Source organism: Streptomyces spiroverticillatus (genome assembly GCA_014650415.1).
In the GTDB taxonomy this organism is placed as follows: domain Bacteria; phylum Actinomycetota; class Actinomycetes; order Streptomycetales; family Streptomycetaceae; genus Streptomyces; species Streptomyces spiroverticillatus.
On record BMUX01000006.1, the window covers coordinates 317,153 to 333,852 of the forward strand.

General features: G+C 71.0%; 15 protein-coding genes. 7 read left to right on the forward strand and 8 right to left on the reverse strand.

Annotation, left to right across the window (positions count from 1 at the left end; translation table 11 throughout):
• Positions 1–4 precede the first annotated feature (4 nt).
• Positions 5–1,504 (forward strand): CoA-acylating methylmalonate-semialdehyde dehydrogenase, encoded by a 1,500-nt coding sequence (locus IE269_RS18670; RefSeq protein WP_189824133.1) that lies wholly within the window; start codon positions 5–7, stop codon positions 1,502–1,504.
• A 193-nt stretch (positions 1,505–1,697) separates the two neighbouring features.
• On the opposite strand, the gene IE269_RS18675 is transcribed toward IE269_RS18670, so the two are convergent.
• The 5 genes from IE269_RS18675 to IE269_RS18695 form a co-directional block, all read right to left on the reverse strand.
• A complete protein-coding gene (locus IE269_RS18675) occupies positions 1,698–2,315 on the reverse strand; it encodes a polysaccharide deacetylase family protein (protein ID WP_189824134.1) in 618 nt (205 codons plus the stop codon).
• Between the two features lie 61 nt (positions 2,316–2,376).
• Positions 2,377–3,231: a putative protein N(5)-glutamine methyltransferase gene (locus tag IE269_RS18680; RefSeq protein ID WP_189824135.1), complete on the reverse strand. Its 855-nt coding sequence runs from the start codon at positions 3,229–3,231 to the stop codon at positions 2,377–2,379.
• A gap of 275 nt (positions 3,232–3,506) precedes the next feature.
• Positions 3,507–4,232 carry a VC0807 family protein gene (locus IE269_RS18685; protein ID WP_189824136.1) on the reverse strand — a complete coding sequence of 242 codons (726 nt, stop codon included), beginning with the start codon at positions 4,230–4,232 and terminating at the stop codon, positions 3,507–3,509.
• A gap of 194 nt (positions 4,233–4,426) precedes the next feature.
• Positions 4,427–5,011 carry a TerD family protein gene (locus IE269_RS18690; RefSeq protein WP_189824137.1) on the reverse strand — a complete coding sequence of 195 codons (585 nt, stop codon included), beginning with the start codon at positions 5,009–5,011 and terminating at the stop codon, positions 4,427–4,429.
• A gap of 129 nt (positions 5,012–5,140) precedes the next feature.
• Positions 5,141–5,554, reverse strand: a complete 414-nt coding sequence (locus tag IE269_RS18695; RefSeq protein WP_189824138.1) for a GNAT family N-acetyltransferase — start codon at positions 5,552–5,554, stop codon at positions 5,141–5,143.
• Positions 5,555–5,793: 239 nt separating this feature from the next.
• Between IE269_RS18695 and IE269_RS18700 the strand changes: the two genes are divergently transcribed.
• Genes IE269_RS18700 through IE269_RS18710 form a run of 3 tightly spaced genes read left to right on the forward strand, consistent with a single transcriptional unit; the run spans position 5,794 to position 9,827 of the window.
• Positions 5,794–8,436 (forward strand): alpha/beta fold hydrolase, encoded by a 2,643-nt coding sequence (locus IE269_RS18700; RefSeq protein WP_189824139.1) that lies wholly within the window; start codon positions 5,794–5,796, stop codon positions 8,434–8,436.
• On the forward strand, positions 8,433–9,302 hold the full coding sequence (locus IE269_RS18705; protein WP_189824140.1) for an ABC transporter permease: 870 nt from the start codon (positions 8,433–8,435) through the stop codon (positions 9,300–9,302). The genes IE269_RS18700 and IE269_RS18705 overlap by 4 nt, the downstream gene beginning before the upstream one ends.
• Before the next feature lie 48 nt (positions 9,303–9,350).
• Positions 9,351–9,827, forward strand: coding sequence for an anthrone oxygenase family protein (locus tag IE269_RS18710; protein WP_189824141.1), 477 nt, complete (start codon positions 9,351–9,353; stop codon positions 9,825–9,827).
• An 84-nt stretch (positions 9,828–9,911) separates the two neighbouring features.
• Here the strand turns inward: IE269_RS18710 and IE269_RS18715 are convergent, their stop codons facing one another.
• Genes IE269_RS18715 through IE269_RS18725 form a run of 3 tightly spaced genes read right to left on the reverse strand, consistent with a single transcriptional unit; the run spans position 9,912 to position 13,582 of the window.
• Positions 9,912–11,102, reverse strand: coding sequence for a glycosyltransferase (locus IE269_RS18715; protein WP_189824142.1), 1,191 nt, complete (start codon positions 11,100–11,102; stop codon positions 9,912–9,914).
• A 59-nt stretch (positions 11,103–11,161) separates the two neighbouring features.
• Positions 11,162–11,842, reverse strand: a complete 681-nt coding sequence (locus IE269_RS18720; RefSeq protein ID WP_189824143.1) for a GOLPH3/VPS74 family protein — start codon at positions 11,840–11,842, stop codon at positions 11,162–11,164.
• A 9-nt stretch (positions 11,843–11,851) separates the two neighbouring features.
• Positions 11,852–13,582 (reverse strand): carbamoyltransferase N-terminal domain-containing protein, encoded by a 1,731-nt coding sequence (locus tag IE269_RS18725; protein WP_189824144.1) that lies wholly within the window; start codon positions 13,580–13,582, stop codon positions 11,852–11,854.
• A 450-nt stretch (positions 13,583–14,032) separates the two neighbouring features.
• On the opposite strand from IE269_RS18725, the gene IE269_RS18730 reads away from it, so the two are divergent.
• Genes IE269_RS18730 through dapF form a run of 3 tightly spaced genes read left to right on the forward strand, consistent with a single transcriptional unit; the run spans position 14,033 to position 16,688 of the window.
• Entirely contained in the window at positions 14,033–15,076 is a 1,044-nt protein-coding gene (locus IE269_RS18730; RefSeq protein WP_189824145.1) for an iron-containing redox enzyme family protein, read from the forward strand.
• Between the two features lie 56 nt (positions 15,077–15,132).
• A complete protein-coding gene (locus IE269_RS18735; RefSeq protein ID WP_189824146.1) occupies positions 15,133–15,816 on the forward strand; it encodes a 2OG-Fe dioxygenase family protein in 684 nt (227 codons plus the stop codon).
• A gap of 8 nt (positions 15,817–15,824) precedes the next feature.
• Positions 15,825–16,688: a diaminopimelate epimerase gene (dapF, locus tag IE269_RS18740; RefSeq protein ID WP_189824147.1), complete on the forward strand. Its 864-nt coding sequence runs from the start codon at positions 15,825–15,827 to the stop codon at positions 16,686–16,688.
• Positions 16,689–16,700: the final 12 nt, after the last annotated feature.

The window sequence follows — 16,700 nt, forward strand, 5'->3', positions numbered from 1 at the left end:
GTTCATGAAGACCGTCAACCACTGGATCGGTGGCAAGACCGTCGAGGGTGCGTCGGGCAACTGGGGCCCCGTCACCGACCCGGCCACCGGCGCCCCCGACACCCGGGTGGCCCTGGCCTCCGTCGAGGAGGTGGACGCCGCCGTCGCGTCCGCCAAGGCCGCGTACGCGACGTGGGGCACCTCGTCCCTGTCGACCCGTACCGCGATCCTCTTCCGCTACCGCGCCCTCCTGGACGCGCACCGCGACGAGATCGCCGCCCTGATCACCGCCGAGCACGGCAAGGTGCACTCGGACGCGCTCGGCGAGGTCGCCCGCGGTCTGGAGATCGTCGAGCTGGCGTGCGGGATCACCACGCAGCTCAAGGGCGAGCTCTCCACGCAGGTCTCCAACCGCGTGGACGTCTCCTCCATCCGCCAGTCGATCGGTGTCGTCGCGGGCATCACGCCGTTCAACTTCCCGGCGATGGTGCCGATGTGGATGTTCCCGATCGCCATCGCGTGCGGCAACACCTTCGTGCTGAAGCCCTCCGAGAAGGACCCCTCGGCCTCCCTGCGCCTCGCGGAGCTGGCCACCGAGGCCGGTCTGCCGGACGGCGTCCTGAACGTCCTGCACGGTGACAAGGTCGCCGTGGACCGCCTCCTGGAGCACCCGGACGTCGCCGCGATCTCCTTCGTCGGCTCGACCCCGATCGCCCGCCACATCCACCAGGTGGCCTCCGCCAACGGCAAGCGCGTACAGGCCCTCGGCGGCGCCAAGAACCACATGCTGGTCCTCCCGGACGCCGACCTGGACGCCGCCGCCGACGCGGCCGTCTCCGCCGCGTACGGCTCGGCCGGCGAGCGCTGCATGGCCATCTCCGCCGTCGTCGCCGTCGGCTCCATCGGTGACGAGCTCGTCGCGAAGATCGTCGAGCGCGCCGAGAAGATCAAGATCGGTCCGGGCAACGACCCGACCTCCGAGATGGGCCCGCTGATCACCGCCGCGCACCGCGACAAGGTCGCGTCGTACGTGACGGGCGCCGCGGCCCAGGGCTCGACCGTCGTCCTGGACGGCACCGGCTACACGGTCGAGGGCTTCGAGAACGGCCACTGGATCGGCCTCTCGCTCCTGGACCACGTTCCGACCGACTCCGACGCCTACCGCGACGAGATCTTCGGCCCGGTGCTGTGCGTGCTGCGCGTCGACACCTACGAAGAGGGCGTCGCCCTCATGAACGCCTCTCCCTTCGGCAACGGCACCGCGATCTTCACCCGTGACGGTGGCGCGGCGCGCCGCTTCCAGCTGGAGATCGAGGCCGGCATGGTCGGCGTCAACGTGCCGATCCCGGTGCCGGTCGGCTACCACTCCTTCGGTGGCTGGAAGGACTCGCTCTTCGGCGACCACCACATCTACGGCAACGACGGCATCCACTTCTACACGCGGGGCAAGGTCACCACGACCCGCTGGCCGGACCCGGCGGACGCGCCCTCGGGCGTCGACCTGGGCTTCCCCCGCAACAACTAGGCGTTACGGGTCGCCCCCTGACCCCACGCCACTCCTCGACGGCCCCTCCGGACCTCACCCCGGCGGGGCCGTCGGCCTTTTCCGCGGGGGCGTTCGTGGTCTCTGCCCTGTGCGGGTGCGCCGTGCCTGGTCGCGCAGTTCCCCGCGCCCCTGATGGCATGCCCTCCGGGCAGCCGTCCCCACCCGCCCCCGGCTACGGATACATCCGCCCCGCCCCCACCCCCCTCGCCGCCAGCACCCTCTCCACCGGCACCACCACGAACCCCCGCTCCCGGAAGCCCTCCACCACCCCCGCCACATCCGCATCCTCCCGGACCCGCACAATCCCACCCGCCCCCCACCCCACCTGCACCAGCCCCAACTCCCGGCACAGCACCCCCACCTGACGGTTCGTCTGACCCTGCGGCGGCCGCATCAGATGCGCCCGACGCCCCGTCACCTGCTCGATCACCCGCTGCGTCTGCACCAGCTGCCGCCGCGCCTCCGCCACCGGCACCTCCGTCAGCCGCGGCTGCGTCCAGGTGTGGTTGCCCACCTCGTGGCCCTCGTCGGCGATCCGGCGCAGCACCTCCCAGTACCGGAAGGCCGGGCCCTTCCCGGCGACGAAGAAGGCCGCCGGGGCCTTCGCCTCCGCCAGTGCGTCGAGCACCGCCCCCGTACGCGGCCCCGGCCCCCCGTCGAACGTCAGCGCCACGCACCGCACGACCCGGCAGTCCACCGGCTCCGCCGTCGTACCCCCCGCGAAACCGGTCAGCACAGTGGCGCCCACCAGCGCGGCGGCGGCGATCAGGGAACGGCGCAGTTTCGTCACCGCACACCGGTACCAGCGGCGGGCCCCCGCACAAACGCCCCGCCCGCCGCAGATCACCCGGTCAGCGCGGCAGTCGAGGCAATCGCGGCAGTCGCGGCAATGTCCCCACCGCGACCGTCGCGCCCGTCTCCTCGTCCTCCTCCACCCGGGCCACCAGCCCGCCCCGCACCATCGCCGCCACCGTGCGCTCCGCCTGCCGCTCGCTCGTCTCGATCAGCAGGCTCCCGCCCGGCGCCAGCCACCGCGCCGCCTGCGCCGTCACCCTGCGCTGCACGTCCAGGCCGTCCGCGCCGCCGTCGAGCGCGACGCGGGGCTCGTGGTCACGGGCCTCGGAGGGGAGGAGCGGGATGTCGTCGGTGGGGACGTACGGGGCGTTGGCGATGAGGACGTCCACCCGGCCCCGTATCGCCGTCGGCAGCGGCGCGTACAGGTCGCCCTCGTAGACCCGGCCGCCCACCGGCTCCACATTGCGCCGCGCGCACCGTACGGCCGCGCCCTCCACGTCCGCCGCGTACAGCTCGATGCCCGGCAGCCGCGCCCCCAGCACCGTCGCGGCGGCCCCCGACCCGCAGCACAGGTCCAGGACGACGGCCCCCGGCTGCCGGGCGGCGGCCAGCGCCAGGGCGTGGGTGACCAGGAACTCCGTACGCGGGCGGGGGACGAAGACCCCCGGGTCGACGACGATGCGGTGACCGCAGAACTCGGCCCAGCCCAGGACGTGTTCCAGCGGGAGACCGTTCACCCTCCGGGAGACCAGCGCGGCGAGCTCCTCGCCGGTGGCCCCCGTGGACAGCAGCAATCGCGCCTCGTCCTCGGCGAACACGCAGCCCGCAGTGCGCAGTCGGGCGACGACAGCGGTGAAGACGGCGGGGGAGGGAGCGGTGGAGAGAGTGGTGGAGAGAGTGGTGAGCGACATGGGAGAGCCTTTCGGAATGCTTACCGAGGGCGCTCTGTGGTCGATTCCGTTACGACGATGCCGGTGACGGCGGCGTACGGCGACCGCGAGGCGAGAGCACCCAACCTGCGACAGCGGTAATGGGTCTCACCTCCTACGGTCCGGGCCCGCGCGACAGTGGCGGGCAACGCGGTCCGACCGTACCCGAGCAGGTCAGCCGCTGTACAGGCCTGTGGAAAACGGGAAGCGGGCGCCCTCGTCGGGCGACCGCTTCCCGTGGTCCGTGACTGTCCGCGTCAGACGCGCTCGGCCTCCTCGCCGACCATGTACTGCATCGGGACCACCGCCAGGCCGCCCGACAGCATGATCGCGAGGACGATCGTGGCGATCATGATGCCGCCGCCGAGCGCGACCATCGTGTCCACCGGCACCGTGTACGCGCCCACGATCCGCACCGCGCACTCCGCGACCAGCGCCGTGCCCCACACCAGCGAGAAGTTCCGCTCGAAGCGACGGAAGCGCGCCGAGGTCTCCAGCAGCCGGTCCCACGCGGCGGCACGGGCGGCGGACGCCTTCACCACGGCCGGCTTGAGCGCGGTACGCATCACCGGGCGGCCCGCGAAGGCCGAGAAGAGGATGCCGAAGCCGACGACACTGCTGACCGCACTGTCCTTGGCGAGCATCAGACGCGGGTCGCCGGTGACGGTGGAGAGAGCGATGCTCACGACGTTCACGCACAGGATGAGGGCCGCGAAGCCGTTCAGACGACGGTTCTTGACGATGCCCCAGACGACGCGCACGGCCGGAATCGCGCTGCTGATCGCCAGCGCGGCGACCGTGCCCGTGCCCGCCGCCTTCAGCGCGTAGTACGCGGCCATCGGGACGCCCGCGTCGAGGAGCAGCGGGGCCAGGCTCTGGAGCATCGGGTGCGGTGCACGGGTGGGCCGGGCCTCGGGAGCGACGGCGGGCCGGACCTCGGGAGCAACAGTGGTGCTGGTCTCGGTGATCGTGGCGACGCTCATGTCCGGGCTCCTCCGCTGTGGTCGGGGGCCTCGGCGGCGCCCCTTGCGATGACCAAAGCTTCGCCCGGGCGGCCCCTCGCCCCGTAGAGCCTGCTGTCCTGTCCTCGCCGTGACATTTGTCAGTGGTACGAGGGGGACGTGCGACGGCACGGGGACAAGGGGCCCGGTACGGCGTCCTGTTGACTGCCCGTCGGCTACTTGTTGACGGCGAAACGCATCAGGGCCTGCTCGTCGCCCTGCTTGATCTTGCCGGTCTGGTTGATGACCTCGAGCTGCCAGTTCGCCCCGCTGCGCACGGCCTTGGCGACCGCGCAGCCGTTGTCGCTGGTCAGCAGCGACGGCCAGATGTCGGCGACCTGCTGGGTGCTGCCGCCCGACGCGTCGTACACCTTGAAGCTGATGTTGCGCGCCTTGGAGAACGCGCTGCCCTTCTTGTAAGCGGCGGCGACGAACACGATCGACGTGACGTTCGGCGGGACCTTGGAGAACTCCACGGTCACCGTCTCGTCGTCGCCCGCGCCCTTGCCGGTCTGGTTGTCACCGCTGTGCACCAGACCGCCGTTGCCGAGCGGGTCGAGCGAGTCCAGGCCCGCCAGGCGCACCGGGTCGTTGCCGGACATGGCGATGGCTATCAGGTCGAGGTCCGTGCCGACGGTGCGCATGAGCTTGCCGATGAGGCCGCCGCTGCTGCCGGAGGTGGGGTCCCAGGACACCCCGATGGACATGTGGGTCACACCGGCCAGGTCCGCCGGTCCGTCTTCCTTGCTGAGCGTGATCATGTGCGATCCCTTTGCTGGTGGACAAGTGAGTACAAAGTCTGCATCGCTCGTTCGAACGATCTCGGGGCGGGGTTGGTTCCAGCCGTCGACAGGCACGTCCTTCCCGGCTCCTTCCGGCCCGGAACCCGCTCAGGCATCGAAGTCCCAGGTGAGCATCGCGAACACCCCGTCGTCCCGGGCGCCGGACGCCTTGTACGTCGCCAGGGCCGCCGCGTTGTCCGTGTCGACGCCGACCCACATGTCGTAACAACCGCGCTCCCGCGCCTCCCGCGCCAGCGCCTCGGTGAGCGCACGCCCGATGCCGCGCCTGCGGTGGGCCTCGTCGACGGACAGCTCGTACAGACACATCTCGGTGCCCTTGTCGGGGTGCATCATCTCGATGCCGGAGACCATTCCGGCGGGGAAGCCGTCGACGTACGCGATCAGCATCAGATGACCGGGGGCGGCGAGGAAGCGGTGCGCCCACTCCTCGCGCGGGGGGCCGTCGTACAGGTGCCGGGCGGCCATGAGGTCACCGGTGCTGGTGGCGCGGCGGATCTCCATAGGGCGGGTCCCTCCGGGTACGGGCGTGCGTGCGTCCGGTGCTGGTGCTCGGTTCTGCGTCCGGTGCCGGTGGTGCGTCGTGGTGCCTGCGTCCGGTGCCGGTGCTCGTATCTGTGTCCGGTGCGCCGGACGTACCACGGCTGCGGTAGTGCAGTCGGGCGGACTACTCCCCCGGGAGGGGCGCGAGTTCCGCCTGGCGGCAGCCTAAAGGCACAGGGGCGGACCGTAGGGTCGAGAGCATGGAGAATCCCCTTCGCCGTCTTTTGCGCGGGCGCCTGCGCGGACGTCGGCTCGCCGCCGTGGTCGCGGTGCTCGCCGTGCTGCTGGGCGGAGGTGTCTGGGCGTCCGTCGCCGCCGCGGACGACCCCGTCGTGGTGCACAGGTCCGACCGCATGATGGAGATGCCGGGCGCCCGCATCGACACCTCGTACTTCGTGGGCGACGGCGCCGGCCGCCGCCCCGCGGTCCTCATCGGGCACGGCTTCGGCGGGTCCAAGGACGACGTCCGCGCCCAGGCCGAGGAACTCGCCCGCAACGGGTACGCCGTCCTGACCTGGTCCGCCCGCGGCTTCGGCAAGTCCGGCGGGAAGATCGGCCTCAACGCCCCCGACGCCGAGGTCAAGGACGTCTCCCGGCTCGTCGACTGGCTGGCCCGCCAGAAGGACGTCCTGCTCGACCAGGACGGCGACCCCCGCGTCGGCGTCACCGGCGGCTCCTACGGCGGCGCGATCTCCCTGCTGGCCGCAGGACACGACCCGCGCGTGGACGCCATCGCACCCCAGATCACGTACTGGAACCTCGCCGAATCCCTCTTCCCCGACGGGGTGTTCAAGAAGCTCTGGGCCGGCATCTTCGTCACCACCGGCGGCGGCTGCCAGCGCTTCGAGCCGAAGCTGTGCGAGCTGTACCAGAGGGTCGCCGTCGCCGGAAAGCCCGACGACGCCGCCCGCACCACCCTTCAGGCGCTCAGCCCCTCCTCCGTCGCCGGCCGCATCAAGGTGCCCACCCTGATCCTCCAGGGACAGAGCGACTCCCTCTTCCCCCTGGGACAGGCCGACCAGATGGCCCGCGCGATCACCGGCAACGGTGCTCCCGTCGCCGTCGACTGGCTCTCCGGCGGACACGACGGCGGCGACATGGAGGCCGACCGCGCCCAGCAGCGCGTCACCTCCTGGTTCGACCGCTACCTGAAGAAGGACGCCTCCGCCGACACCGGCCCCGCCTTCCGCGTCAGCCGCACCGGCGGCGTCGACTCCACCAACGGCTCCGCCCGCCTGCGCGGCGCCTCCGCCGACCGCTACCCGGGCCTGCGCGGCGACGTACGCAGCATCCCCCTCACCGGCCGCACCCCCGAGCAGACCTTCGGCAACCCGGCGGGCGCCAACCCGCCCGCCATCTCCTCCGTGCCCGGCGTCGGCGCCCTCTCCCAGTTCTCCGGGCTCGGCGTGGGCCTCTCCCTGGACTTCCCCGGCCAGTACGCCCGCTACGACTCCGCACCCCTCGACGAGGGCGTCCAGGTCACCGGCACACCCACCGTCACGGTGCGCGTGAAGTCCACCAGCGACGACATGGTGCTCTTCGCGAAGGTCTACGACGCGAGCGCGAACGGCCAGCAGGTCCTGCCGCACCAGCTCGTCACCCCGGTCCGCATCACCGGTGCCAAGGCCGGGAAGACCGTCGAGCTGACCCTCCCCGCCATCGACCACAAGTTCCAGGCGGGACACCGGATGCGGCTCCTGCTCACCGCGACCGACCTCGGCTACGCCTCCCCGGCCGAGCCCGCCGCGTACACCGTCTCCCTGGACGGCGGCCTGAGCGTCCCCACCGACGCCAAGCTCGCCACCGCGTCCGCCGGGCTCGCCTGGTGGGTGTGGGGTCTGCCGCTGGCGAGCGCCCTGGTGGCGGGAGGGCTGCTGCTCAGCGCCCGGCGCCGGACGTCCGCCCCCACGCCGGACCCGGCGCTCGCGGAAGTCCCCCTCCAGATCACCTCGTTGAGCAAGCGGTACGGCAAGTCCGGCGACCGGTACGCCGTCCGCGACCTCTCCTTCCGCGTCGAGAAGGGCCAGGTCCTCGGACTGCTGGGCCCCAACGGTGCGGGCAAGACGACCACTCTGCGCATGCTGATGGGCCTCATCACCCCCGACGGCGGCGAGATCCGCGTCTTCGGGCACGCCATCCGGCCCGGCGCCCCTGTGCTCTCCCGGGTGGGTGCTTTCGTGGAGGGCGCGGGCTTCCTGCCGCACCTCTCCGGCCGCGCCAACCTCGACCTGTACTGGCAGGCCACAGGGCGCCCCGCAGAGGACGCGCACATCGAGGAGGCCCTGGAGATCGCCGGGCTCGGCGACGCGCTCCAGCGCGCCGTACGGACGTACTCCCAGGGCATGCGCCAGCGCCTGGCCATCGCCCAGGCCATGCTCGGCATGCCGGACCTGCTCATCCTCGACGAGCCGACCAACGGCCTGGACCCGCCGCAGATCCGCGAGATGCGCGACGTGATGATCCGGTACGCGGCAGCAGGCCGCACCGTCATCGTCTCCAGCCACCTCCTGTCCGAGGTCGAGCAGTCCTGCACCGACCTGGTCGTCATGGACCGCGGCAAGCTCGTCCAGGCCGGTCCCGTCGCCGAGATCATCGGCTCCGGCGACACCCTCCTGGTCACCGTCGACGGCGAAGTCACCGAAGCGGTGGTCGAGAAGGTCGCCGCACTGCCGGGCGTGGAGACGGCGGTACGGGCCGAGGGCGGTCTCCTGGTCCGCCTCGACGGCGCGAGCCCGCAGCAGCTCATCGCGGAACTGGTGCGCATGGACGTGCCGTTGACGGGCGTCGGCCCGCACCGCCGCCTGGAGGACGCGTTCCTCACTCTGATCGGAGGCTCGGCATGAGCACTGTGGTGACAGACACCGCCCCGGGCTACCGCCCCGGACGCACCCTTCCCCTGCGGGTGGAGGCCAGGCGCCAGTGGCGGCGACGGCGCACGATGGTCATGGCGATCATCCTGGGCGCCCTGCCGTTCGTCCTGATCGCCGCCTTCGCCATCGGCGGCACCCCCTCCGAGCGCGGCAGCGGCGGCAACAACCGCATCAACCTGATGGACACGGCCACCGCGTCCGGTGCGAACTTCGCCGCCACCTGCCTCTTCGTCTCCGCGGGCTTCCTGCTGATCATCCCGGTCGCCCTCTTCTGCGGCGACACCGTCGCCTCGGAGGCCAACTGGTCGTCCCTGCGCTACCTGCTCGCCGCACCGGTGCCCCGGGTGCGGCTGCTGTGGAGCAAGCTCGCCGTCGCCCTCGCCTTCAGCCTGGCGGCGATGATCCTGCTGCCCCTGGTCGCCCTGATCGCGGGAACGGCCGCCTACGGCTGGGGCACCCTGGAACTCCCCACCGGAGGCGCCCTCGCGGCGGGCACCGCCCTGCCGCGCATAGGGATCATCGTCGGCTACCTCTTCGTCTCCCAACTGGTCACCGCGGCCCTCGCCTTCTGGCTCTCCACGAAGACGGACGCACCCCTGGGCGCGGTCGGCGGCGCGGTCGGCCTGACCATCGTCGGCAACGTCCTGGACGCGGTCACCGCACTCGGCGACTGGCGCGACTTCCTGCCGGCGCACTGGCAGTTCTCCTGGGTGGACGCCCTGCAGCCCCAGCTCGAATGGGGCGGCATGCTCAAGGGCGCGTCGATCTCGGTGACGTACGCCCTGATCCTCTTCGCCCTGGCCTTCCGCGGCTTCTCCCGGAAGGACATCGTCTCGTGACGTAATTCGGGCTGCGGCGGGCCGGGGGATCCGTACATCATGTGCGGCATGTCAACTCTTCTGCTCGCACTGGCAGTTGTCTCGGTCGGCCTCTACGCGGGCATGATGCTCATCTTCCGGACGGGCATCATGCCCGCACTCGCGCGCGTGTCGGACGAGCAGTTCGCGGCGACGATGCGGCGCATCAACGAGGACGTGCCGCGCGGCATCTTCGTGACGACGATGTTCGCCTCGGTGCTGTTCCCGGCCGCGGCCCTGTTCGTCGCCCCCGAGGGCGGGCGCACCTCGCTCCAGCTCTGGCTGCTGATCGGCGGCCTCGCCCTCACCGTCCTCAACCACGCCGTCACGGCGGGCGGCAACATCCCCCTGAACAACGCCCTCGCGTCCTCCGAGAACACCCCCACGACAGACACCGAGGCCCGCACCGCCTTCGAGTCCCGCTGGAACCGGCTGCACGCGCTGCGCACCCTGTGCGTGGTGGCGGGCTTCGCCCTGCTGGTGGCGAGCGCGGTGGTGGACCGCTGAGTGGTGGTGGACCGTCGAGCGGTGGTGGACCGCTGACCGGTGCACCGCTGACCGAGAACGAGCACCGGGAGCGGTGCTCGCGGACTATCGCCGCAACAGTGCGAACAGCTCCTCCCACCGCTCCCCGACCACCTCCGGCGCATACCGTCGTACGACTCCCCGCGCCGCTTCCCCGAGCCGCTCCCGCAGTTCCTCGTCCACCATCAACCGCTCCATCTGCCGCACCAGTTCATCCAGGTTCCCCGCCCGCGCCAGCAGCCCGTTCTCCCCGTCGGTGACGATCTCCCGCACCCCCGGCGACACGTCGAACGCGACACAGGGCAACCCGGCCCCCATCGCCTCCAGAGGCGCCAGCGGAAACCCCTCCTGCCGCGACGGCAGCACGAAGAAGGCACCCTCGCGCCACGCCTCCGCAGCCCCCTCGACGTACCCCGCCCACTCGACCGAAGCGGCGATCCCCGACTCCGCGCACTGTTTCTGCAGGGCGTCCTCGCGCTCCCGCCCCACCGCACCGCCACCGGCCGCCTCCCCGTACACCCGCAGCCGCCACTCGGGATGGCGCGGCGCGAGCAGCGCCCAGGCGTCCAGCAGGATGTCGATCCCCTTGTCGTGGTCGAGCCTGCCGAGACTCACCACACACTTCTCCCGCGGCCGGAAGCCGGCATCCGCAACCCCCACCACGGCCGGCGGCATGACCCCCACATTGTTCAGCCAGTTGAGCACCCACCAGTCGGCGTCCTGCCGCGTCGGCGCGAGCACCCGGTCCACGGTCGTCCGGCACAGCCACCGCAGCCGCTTGAACCGTGCCGCGCTCTTGGTGGCGGCGAACGCCTCCTGACTGACCAGCACCACCGGCATCCCCGAGGTGTCCGCGAGCGCCACCCACTCCAGCGCCCACCCCTCCAGCACCACGACCACCCCGTCGCCGCCGCTGCCCGCGAAGAGCGCCGACAACTCCCCGGCCCTCTCCCGCATCCCCCGCTCGTGCGCCCTGCGCCGCCCCCGCGCGAGCAGGTGGAACGCACTCCTGGGCGCCGGTGGCGCGACGGGCGGCAGCCCGCCGTACAGGACCGTGCTCTCGTACGGCCCCTCCTCCACCCGCCGCCGCCCCCCGGCCGCGGGCGCGATCCCCACGAGCCGCACCCGGTGCCCCCGCCCGGAGAGCACCCCCGCCAGCTCCCTGGCCCGCCGGGCGTTGCCCCAGGGGGCGTCGACACTTCCGGAGACGAGAAAGATGTCCAAGAGCGGTCCCGAGCTGGAGAGCGGCTGGTGCATTTCGGGCGAATGTACACAAGGGGTCGCTCGGAATCGGGGAGGCCGGGAGCCGCCGCCCCTCAGCCGCAGAAGCGCAAGGTGTCCAGGCGGCCGGACACGGCCTCGGCGACGGCACCGGTGATCGTCTTGATCGAGGCGAGCTCCGCCGCGCCGTGCACCTCGGCGAGGGGGCCGTCCAGGGCCGTCCAGTCCGCCAGCCGGCGCCGGGGAATCCCCGGGAACGCCACGTGGTGCAGCCCGGTGGCCCGCAACAGGGCCGCGACCTGCGTGACAGTCCGGCTGACCGGTGCGTACCCGAAGAACGCCAGCCGTACGTCGGCGAGCAGGCGCTCGTACTGCGCGGGCCGCTTCGGCGCGTACGCCTCCAGCCGGATGCCGAAACTCCGGCGCACCGTGCGGTCGACCGTGCCCGAGCGCACCAGGTGGCCGAGCGTGTCGCCATAGGCGTGGAACGCCAGGTTCTCCACCCAGCGGCCCACGCCCGCCACCCGCGCCGACGAGCCCACGCGGTCCAGGACCCGGTCCACGTGGGCGAGCCCGGTCGGGCAGGTGTCCACCGCGGCGATGCCGCCGTGGTGGACCCGCAGCCGTCCCTGGACACACAGGGACGTCAGCAGGGCGCCCGCCACCCCGATGTCCAGCTCGATCCTGCGCGACCCCGGATTCCCGTCGAGGATTCCGGTGCACAGCAGCAGATAGAGACCGGGCAGGGCGAAGGGGTCACGGGGCGGGGTCGGCATGGCGCTGGGTCACTTTCCGCCGACGGCCGTGTTCTTGCTGTAGAGCGTGCCGTCGGCCCACACGTGGTCCGTGCCGCCCCAGCGCATCGCCGACGCGGCGTCCGGGAAGAAGCCGTGGCCGTTCAGATTGGCGCTGGTGTTGCACAGCACGGGTATGCCGCTGAGCGCGTGGTAGGCGCGCAGCAGGGTGGTGAGGACCGGGTCCTCTTCCGAGCTGACGGTCTGCAGACGGGCCGTGCCGTCGAGGTGGATGACGGCCGGTACCTTGTCCAGCCACGCGGGGCGCACATCGTGGTCGAAGAGCATGTACGGGTCCGGGGTGCCCGGATCGAAGATCTCCTCGGCGTGCTCGACCAGGCAGATGGGGGCCACCGGGCGGTAGTGCTCGCGCTTCTTGACGTCGTTCAGGACGTCCTTCATCGCGGGGTCGTTGGCCGGGGCGATGATGCTGCGTGCGCCCAGGGCGCGCGGGCCGAGCTCCGCGTTGCCCTGCAGGAACACCAGCGGCTTGTTCTCCTCGTGCAGCAGCCGCGCGACCTCCTCGACGGAGCAGCCGCGCGCCGACCAGCCTTCCGGTACCTCGGACGTGGTGACGAGCGACGGGCCGGTGCGGGCGTGCCACTGGACCGCGGAGACCCCGCCCTTGTCGTGCGCGACGGCGACGGCGCCGGTGCCGATGGCCGAGCCGGAGTCGTCCGGGAACGGCGGCACCCAGACGTCGTTGAAGATCGGGTGGGCGCGCAGGGCGCTGTTCCACTTGATGTTCAGGGCGCAGCCGCCGGCGAAGGACAGGTTCCAGGGGCCGTCGCCCTTCCAGCGGCGGATCTTGTCGGCGATGCGCTCGACGAGGAGGTCCTCCATGAACTGGTGCATGCTGGCCAGCACGTCCTCGTCGCTGACGCCCAGTGCGCCGATCCGCTCGGCGGCGTCGCTCAGATACCGGTGGGCGTAGCGGTGCGACGGCTCGCCGTTGCTGCCGCAGCCGGTCACGGCCCGCCGGTACTCGGCGACGGCCTCGGTGGGCGCTTCGAAGTTGTGGTGGTAGGCGTCGCGCAGGGCCTCCTGGATGGCGTCCTTGGGCTGCCCCAGGGCGATGTACGCCATCAGCTTGCCGGCCACCGACAGGTCGTCGACCACCTGGGAGCGGTCGTCGGCCTTGCGGGCCCACGGCCCGTAGTACTGGGCGGCCATCGCGTACGAGTGCCCGATCAGCGGGAAGACCTCGCCGCCGTTCTCGACGGTGCCCTTGGCGGCGTCGACGAAGTAGAGGCGCGGGAAGGTGCCGCCGTCCCAGACGAGCACGAACGAGTCCTCGCCGCGGGCGGCGAAGGGGCTGGAACAGTAGGCGGCCCCGAAGTGACTCGACACATGGACGTAGCTGTCGTACGTCACCGTCTTCCCGCCGATGGGAATCTCGCCGGAGAAGGCGGGGCGGATCAGGCTCGGCACCTCCTCCGTCTCGCGATAGGGCGCCACTGCCAGCTCCAGTGGCGTGCCGTGGTCCAGGACGGAGATCCGGCCGGAGGTGCGTCCGTCCCAGCCGTCGAGGGCCCAGCGATCGACGTCCGAGACGCGGAAGCCGTACGCGTCGAGGAGTTCGGGGATCAGGGAAAGGTCGGAGACCGGGCTGTAGCGCGGGTTGTTGGCGAGCTTCTGCACCTCGACGTGGAACAACAGCTTGTCGTCGTCGAACAGAGCGAGTCCGCCGCTGTGCGTCAACTTGAGGCCTGCGGTGAGCATCTTGGTGCTTCCTAACGTCTCGAAGGGCAGGGGAAGTGAAGCCGGGGCAACGGCGGGGGGCGACGCCTGGGGAAGGGGCGGGGCGAAGGGGGTGCCGTGGCCGGGGCCGGGCCCGCGGGACGCCGCGGCGGGGAGCCCGGCCCGGTGGAGAGCGGGGCGGTGCCGACGTGTGCTTCTCGCGTGTCCGCACCGGCGGACCGGAAAGCCGGCCGTACGCACCAGGAGCCGTCGCTGCTGGGATACGGCTGCAGCTTGCCACAGCATTCGGCCGGCGCGGAAGCCGTAACGGCCGGTCCGGGAAATTCCTTTCTGGCAGGGCGTTGACGTGGCAGCACCCTGCCAGCTTCGGCCGCTGACACGGGACAACGTCATGCTCAATCCTTTTGTCGTGTACAACAGTTCGCCCATTACCGGCAGATGTGTGGGCGGCTGGTCGAAAGGGATGGTGGCATGTCGGAAACCCGGCAGAAGGACTTGCCCTTGCTGAGTGGCTTCGTGGAGGCGCTGAATTTCCCGGTGCCTGAGATCTGGAGGGAGTTGACCGAGAACTTCGACGAACGGGCCGCCCTGGTCCGGGAATGCCGTGAACTCGCGGCCCTGGCCTTCGAGGAGAAGGACGCGGAGGCACACGCACGTCTGCACGACGTGCTCACGGACGTGTACGCCTACGAGTTCAGCCAGGCGGCTGCGGGCAGTCCGGACCTGGACACCCAGCCGGTGCTCAAGGACGTCGTCGGCGTCCTGGAGAACGCCGTGCTGGAGGACGAGTTCCGCCAGGTTCCCGAGGAATGGCTCAAGGACTACCCGACCGACGGCAAGGGATACGTCCGCTGGCTCAAGGCCCACATTCAGAATCACCCGGCGGCTTCACACCCGATGTACTCGACCCGGCTGGCCGAGGCCCCGGTCGACGACATTCGTTTTCTGCTCGCCCAGGAAACCTCGCTCGACCCGCGTTTCGACGACATTCTCGCGGTGATGCAACTCGGTGCAAGGGGTGCCGAGAAGATGGAGATCGCGAACAACTACTGGGACGAGATGGGCAATGGGAATTTCAGCGAGGTGCACACCACGCTGTTCTCGCAGTGCCTTGATTCCATCGATGTCGACGCGACGTACATCGAGGAGAATCTGCTGCTCGAGGCGAAGGAATGCGGCAACATATCCGCCGCCATAGCCCTCACCCGGCGCCATTACCTGCGTGCCATCGGGTACTTCGGCGTGACCGAGTTCCTGGCGCCGCGCCGCTTCCGCGAGCTGGTCACCGCCTGGGACCGCCTCGAGCTGCCCGCCGTGGGCAAGACGTACCACGACATCCACATCGGCGTCGACGCCAAGCACGCGGCCGGCTGGTACAAGAACGTCATCGGCCCCGTCATCGAGCGCGACCCGGATGCGGGCCGGGAGATCGCGCTCGGCACGTTCGTGCGCCTCAACACGTCGCAGCGCTATCTCGACCGGGTGCTCGCCCACTGCGAGAACCGGGCCGCCTGAGCCCGCGCCCGCACCCTTCCCACCCTTCCCCGCGCTCCGACAGAAAGGCACTCCACATGGCTCTCAACGAGCAGGGCTTCTCCGTATTCGATCTTCCCGCGACGGGAAGCGACATCCTGGAGAGCTTCGGCGATCTGGCCTTTGACGAGTACATCGGCAACGGCAATCGCTGGCGCCGATTCTCCCAGTACAAGCTCGTGCACAAGGACGGCGCATGGGACTTCGAGCGCCTGCCGCACCGCCCCTACGTCACCTACTCCAAGTTCAACCCGATCGCGGGCGGCATCCGGCGCCACTACCAACCGATCGAGGTCGACTTCACCGAGCACATCCAGGCGGCCTGCTCGCAGATCCCGCTCCCCGAGGACGACGTCTGGCAGATCAACGTCCACCAGTACCGCGTCGTCGCCACCAAGGACCTGCAGGGCGTCGTCGTGCCCGAGGGCGTGCACCAGGACGGCCACGAGTTCGTGGTGATCTCCGTGTACCGGCGGGCCGGCATCACCGGTGCCGAGCTGACGCTGCGTACCGGGGACGACAAGGACACGCCGATCCACACCACCACGATCCAGGAGGGCGAGGCCGTCGCCTTCGACGACCGTGCTCTGTGGCACTACGTGACCGACATCGTGCCCGTCGAGGACGAGGGTTACCGCGACATCACCGTCGTCTCCTTCTCCCGCTGGCACGAGCGCTGGTACGGCGAGGACTTCGAGGACGAGGCCGTCGGCCAGGGATGAGAGCCGCGATGAACGGCGTCGTCAAGTACCACGCCATGGGCAATGACTATCTGGTCGCGGACCCGGAGCGGGCGGGGTTCGGTGTCGATTCGGCCGTTGCGCGGATCCTGTGCGACCGGAACGCCGGACTCGGTGCCGACGGGGTGCTCTACGGTCCGCTGGCGGACCCCGGCACCCCCGGGACGTACCACCTGCGGATCTTCAACGCCGACGGCACCGAGTGCGCACGCAGCGGCAACGGGCTTCGCCTCTTCGCCCGTTATCTGCGCGAGCACGGGTACACCGACCGCGACGAGGTCGTTCTGCACACCCTCGGCGGTGCCGTACGGGTCCGCCACAGCGGCGGCCCGGACGGCACCGGCACCGTCGACCTGGGCGGCTGGAGCCACCACGACCCCCAGCGCCCCGCCGACGCCGCACTGATCGACGAACCCATCGAGGTCGCGGGCGTCCGGCTGAGGGTCACCACGGTGCACAACGGGGTGCCGCACGCCGTTCTCCCGGTGGCCGACGCGAGCGCCGAACTCGCCCGCGAACTGGGTCCGTTGCTCGTCGAGCACCCCGCCTTCAGCGACCGGATGAACATCGAGTTCCTGACCGTCGAGGAGCGGAACACGGTCCGCGTCGAGGTGTGGGAGCGCGGCGCCGGCCACACCCGGGCCTCGGGCAGCGGTGCGTGCGCCGCCGTGTGCGCCGCGTACCGCCTGGGGCTCGTGGACGCCGGTGTGACGGTGCGCATGCCCGGCGGGTCCGTGGGCGTCGACATCGTCGACGGCGAGCGCGTCCTGCTCACCGGGCCGAGCCGTGAGGTCGGCACCACGATCCTCGCCGACGAATTCCGCGCTCTGCTCCAGGTGGAGCCGGCACGGTGAACCCAAGGAGGA

Excerpts from the sequence above, each read along its gene's own strand:
- IE269_RS18730 (WP_189824145.1), top strand. The coding sequence starts at position 14,033 with ATGTCGGAAACCCGGCAGAAGGACTTGCCCTTGCTGAGTGGCTTCGTG.
- IE269_RS18735 (WP_189824146.1), top strand. The coding sequence starts at position 15,133 with ATGGCTCTCAACGAGCAGGGCTTCTCCGTATTCGATCTTCCCGCGACG.
- IE269_RS18725 (WP_189824144.1), bottom strand. The coding sequence starts at position 13,582 with ATGCTCACCGCAGGCCTCAAGTTGACGCACAGCGGCGGACTCGCTCTG.
- IE269_RS18705 (WP_189824140.1), top strand. The coding sequence starts at position 8,433 with ATGAGCACTGTGGTGACAGACACCGCCCCGGGCTACCGCCCCGGACGC.
- dapF (WP_189824147.1), top strand. The coding sequence starts at position 15,825 with ATGAACGGCGTCGTCAAGTACCACGCCATGGGCAATGACTATCTGGTC.
- IE269_RS18690 (WP_189824137.1), bottom strand. The coding sequence starts at position 5,011 with ATGATCACGCTCAGCAAGGAAGACGGACCGGCGGACCTGGCCGGTGTG.
- IE269_RS18685 (WP_189824136.1), bottom strand. The coding sequence starts at position 4,232 with ATGAGCGTCGCCACGATCACCGAGACCAGCACCACTGTTGCTCCCGAG.
- IE269_RS18700 (WP_189824139.1), top strand. The coding sequence starts at position 5,794 with ATGGAGAATCCCCTTCGCCGTCTTTTGCGCGGGCGCCTGCGCGGACGT.
- IE269_RS18710 (WP_189824141.1), top strand. The coding sequence starts at position 9,351 with ATGTCAACTCTTCTGCTCGCACTGGCAGTTGTCTCGGTCGGCCTCTAC.
- IE269_RS18720 (WP_189824143.1), bottom strand. The coding sequence starts at position 11,842 with ATGCCGACCCCGCCCCGTGACCCCTTCGCCCTGCCCGGTCTCTATCTG.
- IE269_RS18680 (WP_189824135.1), bottom strand. The coding sequence starts at position 3,231 with ATGTCGCTCACCACTCTCTCCACCACTCTCTCCACCGCTCCCTCCCCC.
- IE269_RS18670 (WP_189824133.1), top strand. The coding sequence starts at position 5 with ATGAAGACCGTCAACCACTGGATCGGTGGCAAGACCGTCGAGGGTGCG.
- IE269_RS18695 (WP_189824138.1), bottom strand. The coding sequence starts at position 5,554 with ATGGAGATCCGCCGCGCCACCAGCACCGGTGACCTCATGGCCGCCCGG.
- IE269_RS18715 (WP_189824142.1), bottom strand. The coding sequence starts at position 11,102 with ATGCACCAGCCGCTCTCCAGCTCGGGACCGCTCTTGGACATCTTTCTC.